General features: G+C 64.9%; 17 protein-coding genes and 1 riboswitch. Of the genes, 4 read left to right on the plus strand and 13 right to left on the minus strand.

The features are described from left to right. The first annotated feature begins 22 nt into the window (after positions 1 to 22). Positions 23 to 1,387: an MFS transporter gene (locus DEM25_RS07390; protein ID WP_109765605.1), complete on the plus strand. Its 1,365-nt coding sequence runs from the start codon at positions 23 to 25 to the stop codon at positions 1,385 to 1,387. A gap of 6 nt (positions 1,388 to 1,393) precedes the next feature. On the opposite strand, the gene DEM25_RS07395 is transcribed toward DEM25_RS07390, so the two are convergent. Both DEM25_RS07395 and DEM25_RS07400 read right to left on the minus strand, forming a co-directional pair. Then, positions 1,394 to 1,834 (minus strand): GNAT family N-acetyltransferase, encoded by a 441-nt coding sequence (locus DEM25_RS07395; RefSeq protein WP_109765604.1) that lies wholly within the window; start codon positions 1,832 to 1,834, stop codon positions 1,394 to 1,396. After that, positions 1,831 to 2,766, minus strand: coding sequence for a homoserine O-succinyltransferase (locus DEM25_RS07400; protein ID WP_109765603.1), 936 nt, complete (start codon positions 2,764 to 2,766; stop codon positions 1,831 to 1,833). The genes DEM25_RS07395 and DEM25_RS07400 overlap by 4 nt, the downstream gene beginning before the upstream one ends. A gap of 49 nt (positions 2,767 to 2,815) precedes the next feature. Then, a riboswitch (SAM riboswitch) is annotated at positions 2,816 to 2,893 on the minus strand. A 297-nt stretch (positions 2,894 to 3,190) separates the two neighbouring features. Between DEM25_RS07400 and DEM25_RS17585 the strand changes: the two genes are divergently transcribed. Beyond that, the gene (locus DEM25_RS17585) at positions 3,191 to 3,400 is read left to right on the plus strand and encodes a hypothetical protein (RefSeq protein WP_109765601.1); all 210 of its coding nucleotides are present in this window, start codon (positions 3,191 to 3,193) and stop codon (positions 3,398 to 3,400) included. A 24-nt stretch (positions 3,401 to 3,424) separates the two neighbouring features. Here DEM25_RS17585 and DEM25_RS07405 read toward each other — a convergent pair whose 3' ends face one another. Together DEM25_RS07405 and DEM25_RS07410 are read right to left on the minus strand one after the other, a co-directional pair. After that, positions 3,425 to 4,306 (minus strand): 3-hydroxybutyryl-CoA dehydrogenase, encoded by an 882-nt coding sequence (locus tag DEM25_RS07405; RefSeq protein ID WP_109765600.1) that lies wholly within the window; start codon positions 4,304 to 4,306, stop codon positions 3,425 to 3,427. 99 nt (positions 4,307 to 4,405) lie between these two features. Continuing rightward, entirely contained in the window at positions 4,406 to 4,954 is a 549-nt protein-coding gene (locus tag DEM25_RS07410) for a L,D-transpeptidase (RefSeq protein WP_342633469.1), read from the minus strand. On the opposite strand from DEM25_RS07410, the gene DEM25_RS17755 reads away from it, so the two are divergent. Next, positions 4,848 to 5,330, plus strand: coding sequence for a hypothetical protein (locus DEM25_RS17755; RefSeq protein WP_158585200.1), 483 nt, complete (start codon positions 4,848 to 4,850; stop codon positions 5,328 to 5,330). The genes DEM25_RS07410 and DEM25_RS17755 overlap by 107 nt on opposite strands. A 126-nt stretch (positions 5,331 to 5,456) precedes the next feature. Here the strand turns inward: DEM25_RS17755 and clpB are convergent, their stop codons facing one another. From clpB to DEM25_RS07445, 6 genes are all read right to left on the minus strand, one after another. Continuing rightward, entirely contained in the window at positions 5,457 to 8,075 is a 2,619-nt protein-coding gene (gene clpB, locus DEM25_RS07420; protein ID WP_109765598.1) for an ATP-dependent chaperone ClpB, read from the minus strand. Positions 8,076 to 8,107: 32 nt separating this feature from the next. Then, entirely contained in the window at positions 8,108 to 8,854 is a 747-nt protein-coding gene (locus DEM25_RS07425; protein WP_120222667.1) for a DUF4167 domain-containing protein, read from the minus strand. A gap of 315 nt (positions 8,855 to 9,169) precedes the next feature. Then, on the minus strand, positions 9,170 to 10,033 hold the full coding sequence (gene prmC, locus DEM25_RS07430; protein ID WP_109765596.1) for a peptide chain release factor N(5)-glutamine methyltransferase: 864 nt from the start codon (positions 10,031 to 10,033) through the stop codon (positions 9,170 to 9,172). 1 nt (position 10,034) lies between these two features. Then, positions 10,035 to 11,111 (minus strand): peptide chain release factor 1, encoded by a 1,077-nt coding sequence (prfA, locus tag DEM25_RS07435; protein WP_109765595.1) that lies wholly within the window; start codon positions 11,109 to 11,111, stop codon positions 10,035 to 10,037. A 30-nt stretch (positions 11,112 to 11,141) separates the two neighbouring features. Further along, positions 11,142 to 13,454, minus strand: coding sequence for a phosphoenolpyruvate--protein phosphotransferase (gene ptsP, locus DEM25_RS07440; protein WP_420578871.1), 2,313 nt, complete (start codon positions 13,452 to 13,454; stop codon positions 11,142 to 11,144). A 22-nt stretch (positions 13,455 to 13,476) separates the two neighbouring features. Beyond that, positions 13,477 to 14,751: an aspartate kinase gene (locus DEM25_RS07445; RefSeq protein WP_109765789.1), complete on the minus strand. Its 1,275-nt coding sequence runs from the start codon at positions 14,749 to 14,751 to the stop codon at positions 13,477 to 13,479. Between the two features lie 141 nt (positions 14,752 to 14,892). On the opposite strand from DEM25_RS07445, the gene ubiG reads away from it, so the two are divergent. Continuing rightward, on the plus strand, positions 14,893 to 15,645 hold the full coding sequence (gene ubiG, locus DEM25_RS07450; protein ID WP_109765594.1) for a bifunctional 2-polyprenyl-6-hydroxyphenol methylase/3-demethylubiquinol 3-O-methyltransferase UbiG: 753 nt from the start codon (positions 14,893 to 14,895) through the stop codon (positions 15,643 to 15,645). 9 nt (positions 15,646 to 15,654) lie between these two features. Here the strand turns inward: ubiG and DEM25_RS07455 are convergent, their stop codons facing one another. The 3 genes from DEM25_RS07455 to grxC are packed head-to-tail and all read right to left on the minus strand — an operon-like array spanning position 15,655 to position 17,191. Continuing rightward, positions 15,655 to 16,092, minus strand: a complete 438-nt coding sequence (locus tag DEM25_RS07455) for a DUF1178 family protein (RefSeq protein ID WP_109765593.1) — start codon at positions 16,090 to 16,092, stop codon at positions 15,655 to 15,657. Next, the gene (locus DEM25_RS07460) at positions 16,089 to 16,937 is read right to left on the minus strand and encodes a carbon-nitrogen hydrolase family protein (protein WP_109765592.1); all 849 of its coding nucleotides are present in this window, start codon (positions 16,935 to 16,937) and stop codon (positions 16,089 to 16,091) included. Before DEM25_RS07460 ends, DEM25_RS07455 begins: the two co-directional genes overlap by 4 nt. Further along, complete coding sequence (gene grxC, locus DEM25_RS07465) at positions 16,934 to 17,191, minus strand: glutaredoxin 3 (protein ID WP_109765591.1); 258 nt, start codon at positions 17,189 to 17,191, stop codon at positions 16,934 to 16,936. The genes DEM25_RS07460 and grxC overlap by 4 nt, the downstream gene beginning before the upstream one ends. Positions 17,192 to 17,207: the final 16 nt, after the last annotated feature.

A 17,207-nucleotide genomic window follows, 5' to 3' on the forward strand; every position in this document is an offset into this window, starting at 1 on the left:
AAGAACGATACGGGGTAAAGGCATGAGCGCAGTGACCGACGATCTCACCCCGGCGCCGACGGCAAGCCGGCGCGGCATCTGGAGCTGGATGCTGTTCGACTGGGCCGCGCAGCCGTTCCACACGCTGATCATCACGTTCGTCTTTGCGCCCTATTTCGCCGGTCAGGTGGCGGCCAATCCGGTGGACGGGCAATCCGACTGGGCGTTTGCCGCCACCATCGGCGGCCTTCTGATCGCGTTTCTGGCGCCGGTTCTCGGTGCACTGTCGGACGCGACGGGTCCGCGCAAGCCATGGATATTCGGGTTTTCGGCGATTGCCGCCGTGGCGGTCTTTTCGCTGTGGTTCGTCACGCCCGATCCGGACCCGGCCAACATCACGCTGGCGCTGGTCGCGTTCGTCGTCGCGCTGATCGGTTTCGAGTTCGCCGCCATCTTCAACAATGCGATGATGCCGGGCCTTGTCGGACGGGACAAGCTGGGCAGCCTTTCGGGCAACGCGTGGGCGCTCGGCTATGCGGGCGGCCTGATCTGTCTGATCGCCATGCTGGTGCTGATGGTCGCTTCTCCCGACAGCGGCAAGACACTGGTCGGCCTCGATCCGATCCTCGGTCTCGACCCCGCGCAGCTTGAAGGGGATCGCGCGTCCGGACCGCTGACGGCGATCTGGTTCGTCATCTTCATCATCCCATTGTTCCTGTTCACGCCGGATACGGCCCGCCGCATCGGGGTGAAGAACGCTGTTTCCAAGGGCCTGCGGGAACTCATCGACACGATCCGCACCCTGCCGAGACATCCGAGCCTTTTCGCGTTTCTGGGTTCGTCCATGTTCTATCGCGACGCGCTCAACGGTCTCTACACGTTCGGCGGAATCTATGCAGTCGGTGTCTTGGGCTGGTCGACGATCCAGCTTGGCGTCTTCGGCATTCTTGCCTCCGTCACGGGCATTTTCGGTTCCATCGCGGGCGGCTGGCTCGATACGCGGCTCGGCACCAAACGGGTCGTCACACTGACCATATTGGCGCTGATCGCGGCGAGCGCGCTGGTGATCTCGACCACCGAGACGCATGTGCTGTTCGTCGCCGTCGCCGAGGGATCGAGCGTACCGGACATCATGTTCTACTGCGCCGGAGCGCTGATCGGCGCGGCCGGCGGCGCGTTGCAGGCCGCATCGCGGCCGCTTCTGGTCGATCAGGTGGAGCATCCCGAACGGATGGGCGAAGCGTTTGGCCTTTACGCGCTGTCGGGCAAGGCGACCGCGTTCCTGGCGCCGCTCGGCATCTACATCTTTACCGAACTGTCGGGCAGCCAGCGGATCGGGATCACGCCGATCCTGATCCTGTTCGTTGTCGGGCTTTTGCTGCTGATCCCGGTCCGGTCGCGGACGTGACGGGCTCTAGCGCTGGTACTTGATGAAGGGCGTCAGCGTGGCGATGCGGTCGTAGAGCTTGCGCGCGGTGGCGTTGAAATCCTGCGTCATCCAGTAGACCGACGGACAGCCGGCCGCATCGGCCTTTTCATAGACCGCCTCGATCAGCGCGCGGCCGACGCCGGTGCCGCGCACGTCCGGGTCGGCGTAAAGATCCTGCAGATAACAGACATTGTCGGTGCGCCAGCAATGGCGGTGGAAGATGTAATGGACCAAACCGGCAGGCTTGCCGTCGACAAGGGCGACCAGACCGTTCGGATCGTAGAGTTCATCGCCCAGAAGGCGGGCCCACGTCGTTGCATAGACCTCCTCGGAGACCGACGACTCATAGAACTCCAGATAGGCTGTCCATAGCGCGCGCCACGCCTCATGATCACCTTGTTCGAGCGGACGGATGGTCAGGCTCATTGGGCGGCCTCCCGGTCATGGCCGATCTCGGCGAGATCGAACGAGGTGGTCTGGTAGACCTGGTTGATCCAATTGCCGAACAACAAGAACGCATGGCTGCGCCAGCGGTTCAGCGGCGTGCAGGCCGGATCATCGCCCGGATAGTAATTGTGCGGCACGTCGATCGGCGTGCCGCTGGCGACATCGCGCTCATATTCCTCGGCGAGCGTGGTTGAATCATATTCGATGTGATTGAAGATGTAGAGCCGGTTGGCAAACGCCTCGTGCAGCAGGCATAGGCCCGTTTCGGCCGATTCCATCAGCACTTCGAGCGATCCGTCCGCCGGCAGTTCGTTGCGGCGCACTTCCGTCCAGCGCGACACCGAAATCTGGAAATCGTCGGAAAAGCCGGCGAGATAGGGCGAGGCGGGGCTGAGGTTCCTGTGCCGGTAAACGCCGAACGCCTTGTGCGGGAGCGTGTGCTTGGGCACTTTGTGGAAATGCCAGGCGGCGGCCATCGCACCCCAGCAGATAAAGAAGGACGAATGCACGTGCGTCGTCGTCCAGTCGAGGATCTGCTCCAGTTCTTTCCAATAGGTGACCTCCTCGAAGGGCAGCGTCTCGATGGGCGCGCCCGTGATGATGAAACCGTCGAACTTTCGGTGACGGACATCCTCCCAGGTCTCGTAGAAGGAGATCAGATGGTCCTCGGACGTGTTCTTCGACTTGTGGTTGCCGATCCGCACGAGCGTCAGATCGACTTGCAGCGGCGTTGAGCCGACAAGACGGGCGATCTGCGTTTCCGTCTTGATCTTGTTGGGCATCAGGTTGAGCAGGCCGATCTGCAGGGGCCGGATGTCCTGCCGCGTCGCCGTCTTCTCGTCCATGACCATGACACCCTCGCGCAGCAGCGTGTCGCGGGCGGGCAGGGCGTCCGGGATCCTGATCGGCATCGTCTCAACTCTCCAAACAACAAAAAACCGGCGGCGAAACATCGCTGCCGGTCCAACACATTCGGCCCTTTAGCGACTTGTTTAACGTGGCTGCAAGCCGACCGGCCAAATCACCACGGACGCCATTCCTAGACCCGCAATCGGTCAGCGTCAAATGCGTGGCGCGCTGTGCAATCGGTCACACCCGTCGTCGGATGGGCATGCCAAAAGGGTGCAGCCGGTAGTTCGTTATGGACCATGACGGGCTGTCTCCCCGGTGTGGGTGCACCGCTCTGCCCTTAATGCCCCAAGGGCGGGGCGGTGTCCTGCGAACGTTCCGTGCAAATCAAGGAATTTTTGTGCGGCGCACAAAAACTCCTTGATTTGGCCATCGATTTGCTTAGCCTTGAGCGTATCCGGGAGGGCACATGCAACGGAGACTGTCATGGCGACCGGACACGCATCGTCAAATGTCATCACCTTTCCCGGGCAGTCCCGCTTTCGCGCGCCTGCCGCGCCGACTGCCGGCCCCGTTCGTCAAGGCGGCTTGAGGGGCGCGCTCGCCGGGCGCCTCGCCCGGCTGTCGTCGCTGCGCGATGCCGGGCTGCCGCAGCGACCGGACGTGCCGAACGGCAGCGTTTCACCGCTTTATTGAACCGGAAGGACCGCGTCCGGCCGGTCAGCGTGTCGGGACCGGCGTCTCGCCGCGATAATCGTAGAAGCCGCGACCGCTCTTGCGGCCCAGCCATCCGGCCTCGACATATTTCACCAGAAGCGGACAGGGGCGGTACTTGGAATCGGCCAGCCCGTCATGCAGCACCTGCATGATCGCCAGACAGGTGTCGAGACCGATGAAATCGGCCAGTTCGAGCGGACCCATCGGATGGTTGGCGCCCAGCTTCATCGCCGTGTCGATGGCCTCGACCGATCCGACGCCCTCATAGAGCGTGTAGATCGCCTCGTTGATCATCGGCAACAGGATGCGGTTGACGATGAAGGCGGGAAAATCCTCGGACACGGTCGACGTCTTGCCGAGCCGGTCCACATAAGCGCGGGCAAGGTCGAACACCTCGTCTGCGGTGGCGATGCCGCGCACCAGTTCGACCAGCTTCATGCGCGGCACCGGGTTCATGAAATGGATGCCCATGAAGCGCTCGGGCCTGTCGGTGGCCGCGGCCAGACGCGTAATCGAGATCGAGGAGGTGTTGGACGCGATCAGCGCTTCGGGCTTCAGGACCGGGCACAGTTCGACGAAGATCTTGCGCTTGACCGCTTCGTTTTCGCTCGCAGCCTCAATAACCAGATCGCAGCCGGAGAGCCCGTCCATGCCGCCCGCCACCGAGATGCGGGCGACGATCGCATCGCGATCGCCGGACTGCATGCGGCCGGCATCGACGGCCTTCTGCATCTGGGTCTTGAGCCTGTCCAGGCCCGCCTGTGCCGCCTCCAGGGAGATGTCGGCGATCACCACATCATAGCCGGCCGCCGCCGAAACCTGGGCAATGCCGCTGCCCATCTGGCCCGCACCGATCACACCGATCGTTTCCAACTGTTCGATCATCGCTCTCATCCCGCTTTTCTTGTGTTTTGGCGGAAGTGTGCGGTTGTTGCGACGCAATGTAAATCATTGCATCGCACCAAACCGGCGCCTTGCGACGTTTCAGTCGCTTATTGTGACTTTCACGCCACGGCGCACCAGACGGGCCAGTTCCAGCGCGTCCCAATTGGTCAGCCGGATGCAGCCGACACTCTCGGCAAGGCCGATGCGCGAGGGTTCAGGCGTGCCGTGAATGCCGTAGGTGGGCTTTGACAGGCCGATCCATGCATTGCCCACCGGTCCGTTCGGCCCCGGCGGCAGAAGCACCAGACCTTCGGCCAGACCCGGCTGGGCCGATCCGCGCGGATCGTAGGTGTAGCGCGGGTCCTGCGCCTTGTTGCGCACGGTGAAGCTGCCCGTCGGCGACGGTGTGGCGGCCGAGCCGATCGATGCGGGATAGATGGCGACCAGCGCCCCTTCGGCATCGAATGCGCGCACTTGCCGCGTCCGCTTGCCGGCTTCGATGCGCGCGATGCGCCGTTGCAGGTCGCGTCCCGGATCNCATGTGAAACCGCTCGGCCAGCATTTCGCGCGTATCGCGGAACCCGATCTCGGCAAGGCTGGCCTGATGCACGTAGAGATGCGGGATTTCCGGCGTGAACGGCCCGGCAATGTCGTCGGCGGTGATCGCATACGTCCGGAACGCGTCACCGCCAGTGTTCGCGAGGGCGTCGGCGATGGCCATCGCGTCGCGCGTGCCGGCGATACCGTCGCCGGCCGGGTTCGTCCGCAGCACCGAAAAGGCGGCGCGCAGGCGCGGCGTGTCGCGGCCGTCGATGACACCCGGGGAAATGCCGAGCCGATCCATCAGCACCTGCAGCGCCGCGATGGTCCGGCTGGCTCCGGCGATTGGCGCCGCCACGGGCGATGCCGGGTCGTAGAACTGGCTTCCGCCGATCACCCGGCGGTCGAATTCGTCGCTGGTCGGCGGCATCGCGCCGGACGGCGCGGCAAGGCCGGCCAGAAGCAGCGCGGCGATCGGCAATGACAGGAGGTTCGGCAAGCGGCGGCTCCGGGCGAGGTGTCTCCTATCGCATCGCCCGCCTTGGCTTGCAACGGAAACGCGGGCCGGAAGGCCCGCGCCGTTACTGCATTGTCAGGGAGCCGATCAAGATCAGGCGGCTTCTTCCGCCTGGTCCTCGTTGGCGGCCGACACCGGCTTGAAGTTGAGCCGGTCCGAGCCCTCCAGCACCTTGACGAGCGAGCCGTCGGCGATCTCGCCGGCCAGAATGCGCTCGGCAAGCGGGTCCTGCACGTTTTTCTGGATCACGCGCTTGAGCGGCCGCGCGCCATAGGCGGGATCGTAGCCCTTGTCGGCCAGCCACCGGCGGGCGTCCCCGTCGAGCTGCAGCGTGATCTTGCGCTCGGCGAGCAGCTTTTCGAGACGGCCAAGCTGGATGTCGACGATCGCGCTCATGTCGGCCTTCTGCAGCCGCTGGAACAGGATCACCTCGTCCACCCGGTTGAGGAACTCGGGGCGGAACGAGGCCCGCACGACGTTCATGACATCGTCGCGGACAGTATCCACCTCCTGGCCCTCTCCCAGATTGACAAGGAACTCCGCGCCAAGGTTGGAGGTCATGATGATGACAGTGTTGCGGAAGTCGACCGTGCGGCCCTGACCATCCGTCAGGCGGCCATCGTCGAGCACCTGCAGCAGGACGTTGAAGACGTCCGGATGCGCCTTTTCGATCTCGTCGAACAGGATCACCTGGTAGGGCCGGCGGCGGACCGCCTCGGTCAAAACGCCGCCTTCCTCATAGCCGACATAGCCGGGCGGCGCGCCGATCAGCCGGGCGACCGCATGCTTTTCCATGAACTCGCTCATGTCGACGCGCACCATCGCCTGGTCGTCGTCGAACAGGAACTCCGCCAGGGCCTTGGTCAGCTCGGTCTTGCCGACGCCGGTGGGACCGAGGAAGATGAACGAACCGATCGGCCGGTTGGGATCCTGAAGCCCTGCCCGCGCGCGGCGCACGGCTTTCGAGACGGCCTGGACCGCTTCGCCCTGGCCGACGACGCGCTCGGCGATCTCGTCTTCCATGCGTAGCAGTTTCTCGCGTTCGCCCTCGAGCATCTTGTCGACGGGAATGCCGGTCCAGCGCGACACGATGTGCGCGACATGATCGGGCGTGACCGTTTCCTCGACCATGGAGGACGCATTGTTGTCACCGCCCTTTTCGGCCTCTTGCAGCTTGCGTTCAAGTTCAGGAATTTTGCCGTAGGCCAACTCGCCCGCACGCTGGAACTCGCCCGAGCGCTGGGCGATGGCCAGTTCGTTGCGGGCTTCGTCGAGTTCGCGCTTCAGATCGGCGGCGGTGCCGAGCTTTTCCTTTTCGGCCTGCCAGGCGGCGGTCAGCCGCGCCGATTCCTCCTCAAGGCCGGCCAGGTCCTTTTCCAGCGATGCCAGCCGGTCCTTCGACGCCTGATCGGTCTCGACCTTCAGAGCCTCGCGCTCGATCTTGAGCTGGATGATCCTGCGGTCGAGCTCGTCAAGCGCCTCGGGCTTGGAATCCACCTGCATGCGCAGGCGCGAAGCGGCTTCGTCCACCAGATCGATCGCCTTGTCGGGCAGGAACCGGTCGGTGATGTAGCGGTTTGACAGGGTCGCAGCCGCGACAAGGGCGGTGTCCGAGACGCGCACCTTGTGGTGCTGTTCATATTTCTCCTTGAGGCCGCGCAGGATCGACACCGTGTCCTCGACGGTCGGCTCGCCGACGAAGACCGGCTGGAAGCGGCGGGCGAGCGCGGCGTCCTTTTCGACATGCTTGCGGTATTCGTCGAGCGTGGTCGCACCGACACAGTGCAGTTCGCCGCGCGCGAGCGCCGGCTTCAAAAGGTTGGAAGCGTCCATCGCGCCGTCGGCCTTGCCGGCGCCGACCAGCGTGTGCATTTCGTCGATGAACAAGACGATGTTGCCGTCGGCGCTTTGCACTTCGGACAGGACGGCTTTCAGCCGTTCCTCGAACTCGCCGCGATATTTGGCGCCGGCGATCAGCGCGCCCATGTCGAGCGCCATCAACTGCTTGTCGCGCAGGCTCTCGGGCACGTCGCCATCGATGATGCGCAGGGCCAGCCCCTCGGCGATGGCGGTCTTGCCGACGCCGGGCTCGCCGATCAGCACGGGATTGTTCTTGGTGCGCCGCGACAGGACCTGGATGGTCCGGCGGATTTCGTCGTCTCGGCCGATCACCGGGTCGAGCTTGCCTTCGCGCGCATCGGCGGTCAGGTCACGCGCATATTTCTTCAGCGCGTCATAGCCTTCCTCGGCGCTTGCCGTGTCGGCCGTGCGGCCCTTGCGGATGTCGTTGATGACCTGATTGAGCGCAGTCGGCGTGACGCCGGCCTTGGCCAGAATGTCGGCGCTTTTGGCCGACTTTTCCATCGCAAGCGCCAGCAGCAGCCGTTCGACGGTCACGTAGGTGTCGCCGGCTTTCTTGGCGATGTCTTCTGCGGTGGTGAACACCTTGGCGAGCGGCTGGGCGAGATAGAGCTGGCCGTTGCCGCCCTCGACCTTGGGCAGCGCGTTGAGTGCCGTCTCGACACCCATGCGCACATCCCTGGCGTTGCCGCCGGCGCGCTCGATCAGAGAGGCGGCCATGCCTTCCGAATCGTCGACCAGCACCTTGAGAATGTGTTCGGGCGTGAACTGCTGATGGCTCGAGCCGAGAGCAAGCGTCTGCGCGGACTGGATGAAGCCGCGCACGCGTTCGGAATAGTTTTCCAGATTCATGGTCTTGTCGTCTCCAATCTTCCCCGCATCCCTCAAAGGCAATGCGCGGCTTCAATCGATGACGGGCCCCCGCCAGGCGGCGAGCCCCTGATGTGATCACGATATGGTGACGGGTTGGGCGCGAATAAAGGGGAAAAGGACGCAAAAACAAACCGGCACGCCCGAGGGCGCGCCGGTTCGCATNACGATGCCTCGATGTCGGCCGGCTTCTTGCGCGGCTTGCGTGGACGCTTGGGCTTGGCGGGTTCGTCGGCGTTTGCGGTCTGCTGGGCCTCTTCCTCGCGCACCTCGGCGGGGGTTCCGTCGATCACGGGCTGAGGCTGCGCGCCGGCATCGGCTTGGCTGTCACCGGTTTCGGCGGTGGCTCCGTTCTGTTGCTGGCCGTCCTCGGCGTCCTCGTTCCGTTCGTCGCGGTCACGGCGGTTGCGGTTGCGGCGGCCCTGTTGCTGTTGGCCATCGTCGCGTCCCTGCCGGTCATCGCCCGAGGCCTGCTGCGGGTTGTCGTCCTGCTCGTCATCGTCCTCGCGCGGCTGCGGCTGCGCGGCCAGGATGATGCGGTTATAATGTTCGGCGTGCTGCAGATAGTTCTCGGCCATCACCGTATCGCCCGACGACAGCGCATCGCGCGCGAGCGTTGCGTATTTGTCGGCGATGACCTGGGCATTGCCGCGGATCTTCACGTCAGGACCGTTGCTCTCGTAACTGCGCTGGAGCGGGTTCTGATTGCGCCGTCCGCTTCCACGATTGCGCGAACGGCGTCCTTGTTGCTGTGGTCTCATCAATCTCTCATGTTCGGGTTATTCGGCTTGCATTGCGCAATTTGTTGGTGAGGAAACGTTTCGGCGCGCGGGTCCAATGGTGTTACCGTCAAAGCAAGCCCTCGGCTTGCGATTGGTCATCATCGTGTCAGATCGCCCCTGCGACTAAACATGTCGGAACCGTGCGCCGCCGGCCTTCGGGCCACGCGGGAAAAATCTTGGTGCTGTCGGTTGCCTGACTGCCGATCAGTCTCGTGTATCGGCCTGTTTGCCTAGTGGTAGCGAGCGCGGGACAGATTGCCAAGGCATTTTTTCGCTTTTTGGCACGAATTCGTGTCAGCAACTGAACAATATCGCCCTTTCGAGGCCGTTCAGGTCCTGTGCGCTGGCTGCAACCTGCATGCCGGCGGCCGCAAAAAGTCCGGCGACCGCCGATCTCTGGCCCTTGCCGATCTCAACGGCGATTCGCCCGCCGTCGGCCAGATGCGGCAGTGCCCGGGCGGCGATCAGCCCGTAGGCGTTGAGCCCGTCCGAGCCGCCGTCGAGCGCCGCAAGCGGGTCATGATCGCGCACATCGGGGTCCAGCGTCGGGATGACCGCCGTCGGAATATAAGGCGGGTTGGAGACGATCAGGTCGAACTGTCCCGAAAGCGCCGAGAACCAGTCCGAGCGCAGCGCGGTGAAGCGCTCGGACAGGCCGAGCCCTTGCGCGTTGCGCGTGGCCATCTCAAGCGCTTCGGCGGACACGTCGGTGCCGGTCGCGACCGCTTTGGGCACCTCGTTGAGGATGGCGAGTGCGATGGCGCCACTCCCGGTGCCCAGATCGAGCACCCGGCAGCTGCCGGTTTCGCCGGCGCGGTGGCGGGCGAACGGCAGAACCAGATCGATCAGCGTCTCGGTGTCGGGGCGCGGCACCAGCGTGTGCGGGTTCAGCGACAGGGGCAGCCCGTAGAATTCGCGCCAGCCGATGATCCGGTGGACGGGTTCGTGGCTCATGCGCCGGGCGATCGCCGTCCTGAGCGCCTGGTGCTGGCGCGGGTTGAGCGGCTTGTCGGGCTGGGTCAGCCGGTCCAGCGCGGTCATGCCGGTCGTGTGCTCGACCAGAAGCGTCGCATCGAGATCGGGCGTCGGCGAGCCGGCGCGGGACAGATGGGCGACCGCATCGTCATAGGCGTCCTGAAGGCTTGCCGACCCGGTCATCTCATGCCGCCGCCTCTTCGGTGAGCAGCCTGGCCTGATGATCGGCGGTCAGCGCATCGACGATTTCGTCGAGATCGCCCTCCATCACCCGGTCCAGCTTGTACAGCGTCATGTTGATGCGGTGGTCGGTGACGCGCCCCTGCGGAAAATTGTAGGTGCGGATGCGCTCGGACCGGTCGCCGGAACCGACTTGCAAGCGCCGCGCCTCGGAGCGCTCCTCGGCCGCCTTGCGCCGTTCTTCGTCATACAGGCGGGCCCGCAATATCTCCATGGCCCGGGCGCGGTTCTGGTGCTGCGACTTCTCCGCCTGAACGACGACGATGCCGGACGGAACATGGGTGATACGCACCGCCGAATCGGTCGTGTTGACATGCTGGCCGCCGGCGCCCGACGCCCGCATCGTGTCGATGCGTATGTCCTCGTTGCGGATGTCGACATCGACCTCTTCGGCCTTGGGCAGGACGGCAACGGTCGCAGCCGAGGTATGGATGCGGCCGCCGGCCTCGGTTTCGGGCACGCGCTGGACGCGATGGACGCCGGACTCGAACTTCAGCTTCGAGAAGACGCCCTTGCCCTCGACCTGCGCGATGATCTCCTTGTAGCCGCCGGCATCGCCGTCCGATGCCGAGACAATCTCCATCTTCCAGCCATGGGCGGCGGCGTAGCGCTCATACATGCGGAACAGATCGCCGGCGAAAAGCGCGGCTTCCAGCCCGCCCGTGCCGGCGCGGATTTCGAGGATCGCGCTGCGCTGGTCGGCGGCGTCGCGCGGCAGCAGAAGCAAACGTATGTCCTGCCCAAGCGTTTCGAGCCGTTCGTCCAGCTCGGGCCGTTCCTCTTCGGCAAGGGCGCGCATCTCGGCGTCGATCTCGGCGTCGGACAGCAGCGCGTCGAGATCGTCGCGTTCGGCCTCGACCTGGCGATACTCGCGGATCTTGCCGGCGATTTCTTCTAGTTCCGCATATTCGGCGGCGAGCCGCACATAGGTCTCGCTGTCGGGGCCTTCGGCCATCTGCGCCTCGAGCATGTCGAAGCGCTTGACCATCTGGTCCATCTTGTCGGCTGGCAGATCGAGCATGGCGGGTTGATAGCGGCCCCTGACCGCCTGTCAAAGGGCAATGGCGTGGGCTTCGGCATATTCGCGGATAATGTCACGGATATCGGCGCCCGTGCTGCCGTTTTCAAGCGGATCGGCAATCGCGGCGCGCAGGGCGGCCATGTCCGTCTTCAGAATGGCGGCCTTGACCGGGCCGATGGCCGCCGGCGACATGGACAGGGTTGTGATGCCGAGCGCCGCAAGGGCGAGGGCCTCCAACGGCCGGCCGGCGATTTCGCCGCACAGTGTCAATGGCGTCTCGTGCCGGGCGGCGGCGTCGGCGATCGATTTCAGCGCGCGCAGAAAGGTCGGCGACAGGGTTTCGAACCGGTCGGCGACACGGCTGTTGCCGCGGTCGGCGGCATACATGAACTGGAACAGGTCGTTCGAGCCGATGGACACGAAGTCGACCTTCTCCATCAGACCGTCCAGATCGAACAGCAGCGAGGGCACTTCCAGCATGGCGCCGATCCGCAACGTCAGCGGCAAGCCGTGGCCGAAACGCGACAAGTGCTTGACCTCGCGCATGATCAGCGCGCGCGCCTGGTCGATCTCGTGCAGTTCGGTGACCATCGGCAGCATGAGCCGCAATTCGCGGCCCGACGCGGCCTTCAGCAGCGCCCGCACCTGAGTCCGCAGCAGGCCGGGACGGTCCAGCGCCAGCCGCATGGCGCGCCAGCCGAGCGCAGGGTTCTCCTCGTCGGGGGCGTTGCGGAAATAGGGGAGCACCTTGTCGCCGCCGATATCGAGCGTGCGGAAAGTGACCGGCCGGCCGGCGGCGGCATCGAGCACCGACCGGTAAAGCCGCTCCTGCGCCTCGGCGCGCGGAAAGGTGGCAGCGATCATGAATTGCAGTTCGGTCCGGAACAGGCCGATGCCGGCCGCACCCGACTGCTCGACCTGCGGCAGGTCGACCAGAAGACCGGCATTCATCAAGAGCGAGACGGGATGGCCGTCGGCGGTGACCGAAGGACGGTCGCGCAGCGTGCGATACTCCTCCTGGCGGCGGGCGCGGAAACGGACTTTTTCGGCGTAAGCCGCCTCGACATCGGGCTGGGGCCGCAGATGCACATGGCCGGACAAGCCGTCGACGATGATTGCGTCGCCCGAATCGGACATGGCGACGACACCCTTGGCGCCGCCGGCGACCGGTATGTTCATGGCGCGCGCGACGATCACCACATGGCTTGTCGGCGCACCCTCCTCCAGGACCAGCCCGCGCAGCCTGTCGCGCGGATAGTCGAGCAGTTCGGCCGCGCCCATGTGGCGGGCGACGATTATGGCGTCCTCGGGCAGGGACTTTGCGCCGTGGGACGGCTCGCCGCTGATCAGTTGGCGGAGCAGACGATTGGCCAGATCGTCGAAATCGCTCATGCGCTCGCGCAGATAAGGGTCGGTGACCGTGCTCAGCCGCGCGCGCATGTCGCTCTGCACCTTCTCGACTCCGGCCTCGGCGGTCAGGCCGTTGCGGATCGCCTCCTCCATGCGCTGCACCCAGCCCTTGTCGTGGGCGAACATGCGATAGGTTTCCAGCACGTCGCGGTGTTCGCCCTCGAATGCCACATCGCCGCGCGACAGCATGTCGTCGATGGTCAATCGCAGGCTGGAGAGCGCGGCCGCCAACCGCTCCAGTTCGGCCTGGGTGTCATCGTTGAACATGGCCGTGACGACGACGCGCGGTTCATGCAGGACGACATGTCCCAGCCCGATGCCTTCGGACAGGGGCTGGCCGTGATGTGTGACCGGCTTGGCGAGATCGAGTTCGACGCCGGCTGAAGAAAGGCTTCTCAGATCGCCGGTGGCGATCATCTCGCCGATCACCATGGCGACCGTTTCCATCGCCTCGCCCTCATCGTCGCCATAGGCGCGGTGGGCTTCGTTCTGAACGACGAGCACGCCCAGCGTCCGGCCGGCTCGCAGGATCGGCACGCCGAGGAAGGAATTGTAGAGTTCCTCGCCGGTTTCGGGGAGGTATTCGAAGGCCGGGTGCTTTTGCGCTTCGGCAAGGTTCAGCGGGCGCGAGGATGCGGCGATGGTGCCGACGAGGCCCTGGCCGAGCCGCAACTGGGATTGGTGGACGGCCTTGGGATTGAGGCCGACGGTGGCATAGAGTTCGAGAACGCCGTCGGCGCGCAGCGCATAGACCGAGCAGACCTCGGCGACCATCGACTGGGCGATCTGGGCGACGATCCGGTCGAGGCGCTGCTGCGGCGCCATCGGCTCGGCCATGATTTCGCGGATGCGCTTGAGCAGCACGCGGGAGCCCGCGTCCTTGTCGCGGGTCGCGGGCGGCCCGTCGGGTCCGGCAAATCGGTTGGCGCTCATGGCGCCAATCTGGACCGCCGGGTCAGGCCTTGTCGAGCCCATAGACGCCGTGCAGCGTCCGCACGGCCAGTTCGGCATAGTCGCCGTCGATCAGGATGGAGATCTTGATTTCGGACGTGGTGATGGCGCGGATGTTGATCGCCTTGTCGGCCAGCGCCTGGAATGCGGTCGCGGCGACGCCGGCATGGCTGCGCATGCCGATGCCGATCACCGAGACCTTGGCAAGGCCCGTTTCGGACTGGACGGTATCGTAGCCGATTGCCTGCTTGTGCTGTTCGAGCGCGGCAACGGCCTTGTCCACATCGCCGGACGGCACGGTGAAGGTCATGTCGGTGTAATCGCCATCGGCGGAGACGTTCTGCACGATCATGTCGACATTGATGCCGGCCTTGGCGAGCGGGCCGAAGATGGCGGCCGAAATGCCGGGACGGTCGGCGACGCGGCGCAGCGAAATCTGCGCTTCGTCCTTGGCATAGGCGATGCCGGTGACGGTTTCATGTTCCACGATCTCGTCCTCACTGCAGATCAGCGTTCCGGGCGGGTTGTCGAAGTCGTTCATGCCCGGCGCGTCGGGTGCGTCGAAACTGGAGCGCACGAAGGTGCGCACATTGTGCACCATGGCCATTTCGACCGAGCGCACCTGGAGAACCTTGGCGCCGAGCGAGGCCATTTCCAGCATCTCCTCGAAGGAGACCCTAGCCAGACGGCGGGCGGCCGGTTCGATGCGGGGATCGGTGGTGTAGACCCCGTCGACATCGGTGTAGATGTCGCAGCGGTCGGCGCGAACCGCCGCAGCCAGCGCCACCGCCGACGTGTCCGATCCACCGCGCCCGAGCGTGGCGATGCGATTGTCGGGACCGATGCCCTGAAAGCCGGCAACGACAGCCACCTGGTCCATCGACAGGCGCTCGTTCAGCGTGTCCGCCTCGATGTCGGCGATGCGGGCGGCGCCGTGGGCATTGTCCGTTTTGACCGGGATCTGCCAGCCCTGCCAGGAGCGTGCATCGACGCCCATCGATTGCAGGGCGATGGCCAGAAGCCCGCTCGTCACCTGTTCGCCCGAGGAGACGATCGTGTCATATTCGCGCGCATCGTAGAAGGAAGCGCCGGCGCCGGCCGTCACAGGCATCTGGCGCACCCATTCCACCAGCTCGTTGGTCTTTCCGGCCATGGCGGAGACGACCACGGCGACCTGGTGGCCGGCATCGACTTCGCGCTTGACGTGCCGCGCCACATTGCAGATGCGGTCCAGATCGGCGACGGACGTGCCGCCAAATTTCATCACGATGCGGGCCATTTTGGGCGGGTCCGGCGGGTGGGTGTTCACGAAACGCGCGGTCCATAGCGGACTATGCCGCACCCCGCAAGCAAGCGCATGGGTTGACTTGGCCGCCCTTCCGCCCGACTTGCATCGGCGGACGACAATGCGGAGCATCAGATGAGCGACAGCGCCACCACGATCGATCAGGCCGAAGTGGACCGGTTTTCCCGGCTGGCGGCGGAATGGTGGAACCCGAAGGGCAAGTTCAAGCCGCTGCACAAGTTCAACCCGGTCCGCCTGACCTACATCCGCGACACGGTGTGCGCCCATTTCGGTCGCGATCCGAATGCGCCGAAACCGTTCGAGGGGCTGCGGCTGCTCGACATCGGCTGCGGCGGCGGGCTCTTGAGCGAGCCAATGTCACGTCTGGGGGCCGATGTGGTCGGCGCGGACGCGTCCGAGACCAACATCGAAGTTGCGAAAATCCACGCCGATCAATCGGGAGTTGACGTCGACTATCGCGCCACGACCTCCGAGGCGCTCGAGGCGGCCGGCGAGACGTTCGACATCGTGCTCAACATGGAGGTGGTCGAGCATGTCGCCGATGTGGACCTGTTCATGAAGAGCTGCGCGGCGATGGTGCGGCCCGGCGGGCTGATGTTCGTGGCCACGATCAATCGCACCACCAAGGCCTGGGGGCTGGCGATCGTTGGCGCCGAATATGTGCTGGGTTGGCTGCCCAGGGGCACGCACCAGTACGAAAAGCTGGTCAAGCCATCGGAAATCGATGCGGCGCTTTCCGGAACAGGTGTCGAAGTGTTCGACCGCAGCGGCGTCTTCTACAATGTGCTGGCCGACGAATGGCGCCTGTCTCGCGACATGGATGTCAACTATATGGTGGTTGCCAAGCGCGTTGCCGACGCTGGATAGATTGGCAGACTAGTTCAAATCCTCGGGCAGATCCGGCAGCGGCATGATGTCGATGCCCTCGTCGACCAGGCTTTCGACATCGTCTGGCGAAGCCTTGCCGTAGATCGGCCTGGCATCGGTCTCGCCATAATGCATCTGCCGCGCCTGCTCGGGAAACTTCTCGCCGACATCCTCGGCCTGCGCCTTCACCTGCCGCGTCACTTCGCGCATCTTCTCGACCATCTCGCGACGCATCGCCTGGCCGGCGGCGACCATGACCGCCTCCTTGCGCGCATCCTTGGCGCGGCCGGTTGCCACCTGCGGCGCCATCAGGGCCTTTGAAACCTTGATCGATCCGCAGGCGGGGCATTCGACGAAGCCCCTTTTTGCCTGGGTTTCATAGTCCTCGTTGGAGCGGAACCAGGCCTCGAATTCATGGCCCTTGTCGCAATGCAGCGCGAATTTCATCGTGTCGTCTCGTCCGGTCTTTTCTCGTGCACATAGGACCGCGCATTCCGCAGGTTGGGTATTCTGCCACGCGCCGCGGCCGGCGCGGATAGATCGATGTCGGCGACGACGATGCCCGGTTCGTCATCATCCTTTTCGGCGATGATCGCGCCCCAGGGATCAATGACAAGCGAATGGCCGTAGGTCTCGCGGCCATCTTCGTGGACGCCGCCCTGGGCGGCGGCGATCATGAAAGCGCCGTTCTCGATGGCGCGGGAGCGCATCAGGACATGCCAATGGGCCTCGCCGGTCTGGCGGGTGAAGGCGGCGGGCGCCGTCAGGACGGTGGCGCCGGCGCGGGCCTGATCGCGGAACAGGTGCGGGAACCGGACATCGTAGCAGATGGCAAGGCCCAGCGTGGCGCCGTCCATGTCCGAGGTTACAAGTGCCTCGCCCGGCGCGTAGATCGCCGATTCCCGCCAGCTTTCGCCATTGGGAAGATCGACGTCGAACATGTGGATCTTGTCGTAGGTCGCCGCGCGGGAGCCGTCCGGCGCGAAAAGCGCGGCGCGGTTGGCCACCTTGCCGTCCTCGCGCAGGATCGGCGTGGACCCGACATGCAGCCAAATGCCGTGGGTGGCCGCCGACCGGGCGGCGGCGGCGAACACCGGATCGTCCTGCTCGGGCCCTACGGTTCGCATCAGCGCGTCGCGGTCCTTCTGGACCAGGCCCGTCATTTCGGGCGATTGCACATAACGGGCGCCGTCAGCGGCGGCCTCGGCGACCAGCCGCGCGAAGTCCTCGGTGTTGCGGTCCGGATCGGTGCCCGACCGCATCTGGATGCAGGCGACACGCATCGTGGTCACGCCGCCAGGAGCGCGTCCAGCTTGCCGGCGCGCTCCATCGCCATCAGATCGTCGCAGCCGCCAACATGGGTGTCGCCGACGAAGATCTGCGGAAAGGTGGCGCGGCCATTGGCCTTCTGGATCATTTCGCGCTTCAGCGCCGGATCGAAGCTTGCATCATGCTCGACATAGGCGATGCCCTTCCTGTCCAGCAGCCGCTTGGCCGCGGTGCAAAAGCCGCACAATTGTCGTGTGTAGATTGTCACGTTTGCCATGTGTCGTCTTTCCGAA

Source organism: Oceaniradius stylonematis (assembly GCF_003149475.2).
Taxonomy (GTDB): domain Bacteria; phylum Pseudomonadota; class Alphaproteobacteria; order Rhizobiales; family Rhizobiaceae; genus Roseitalea; species Roseitalea stylonematis.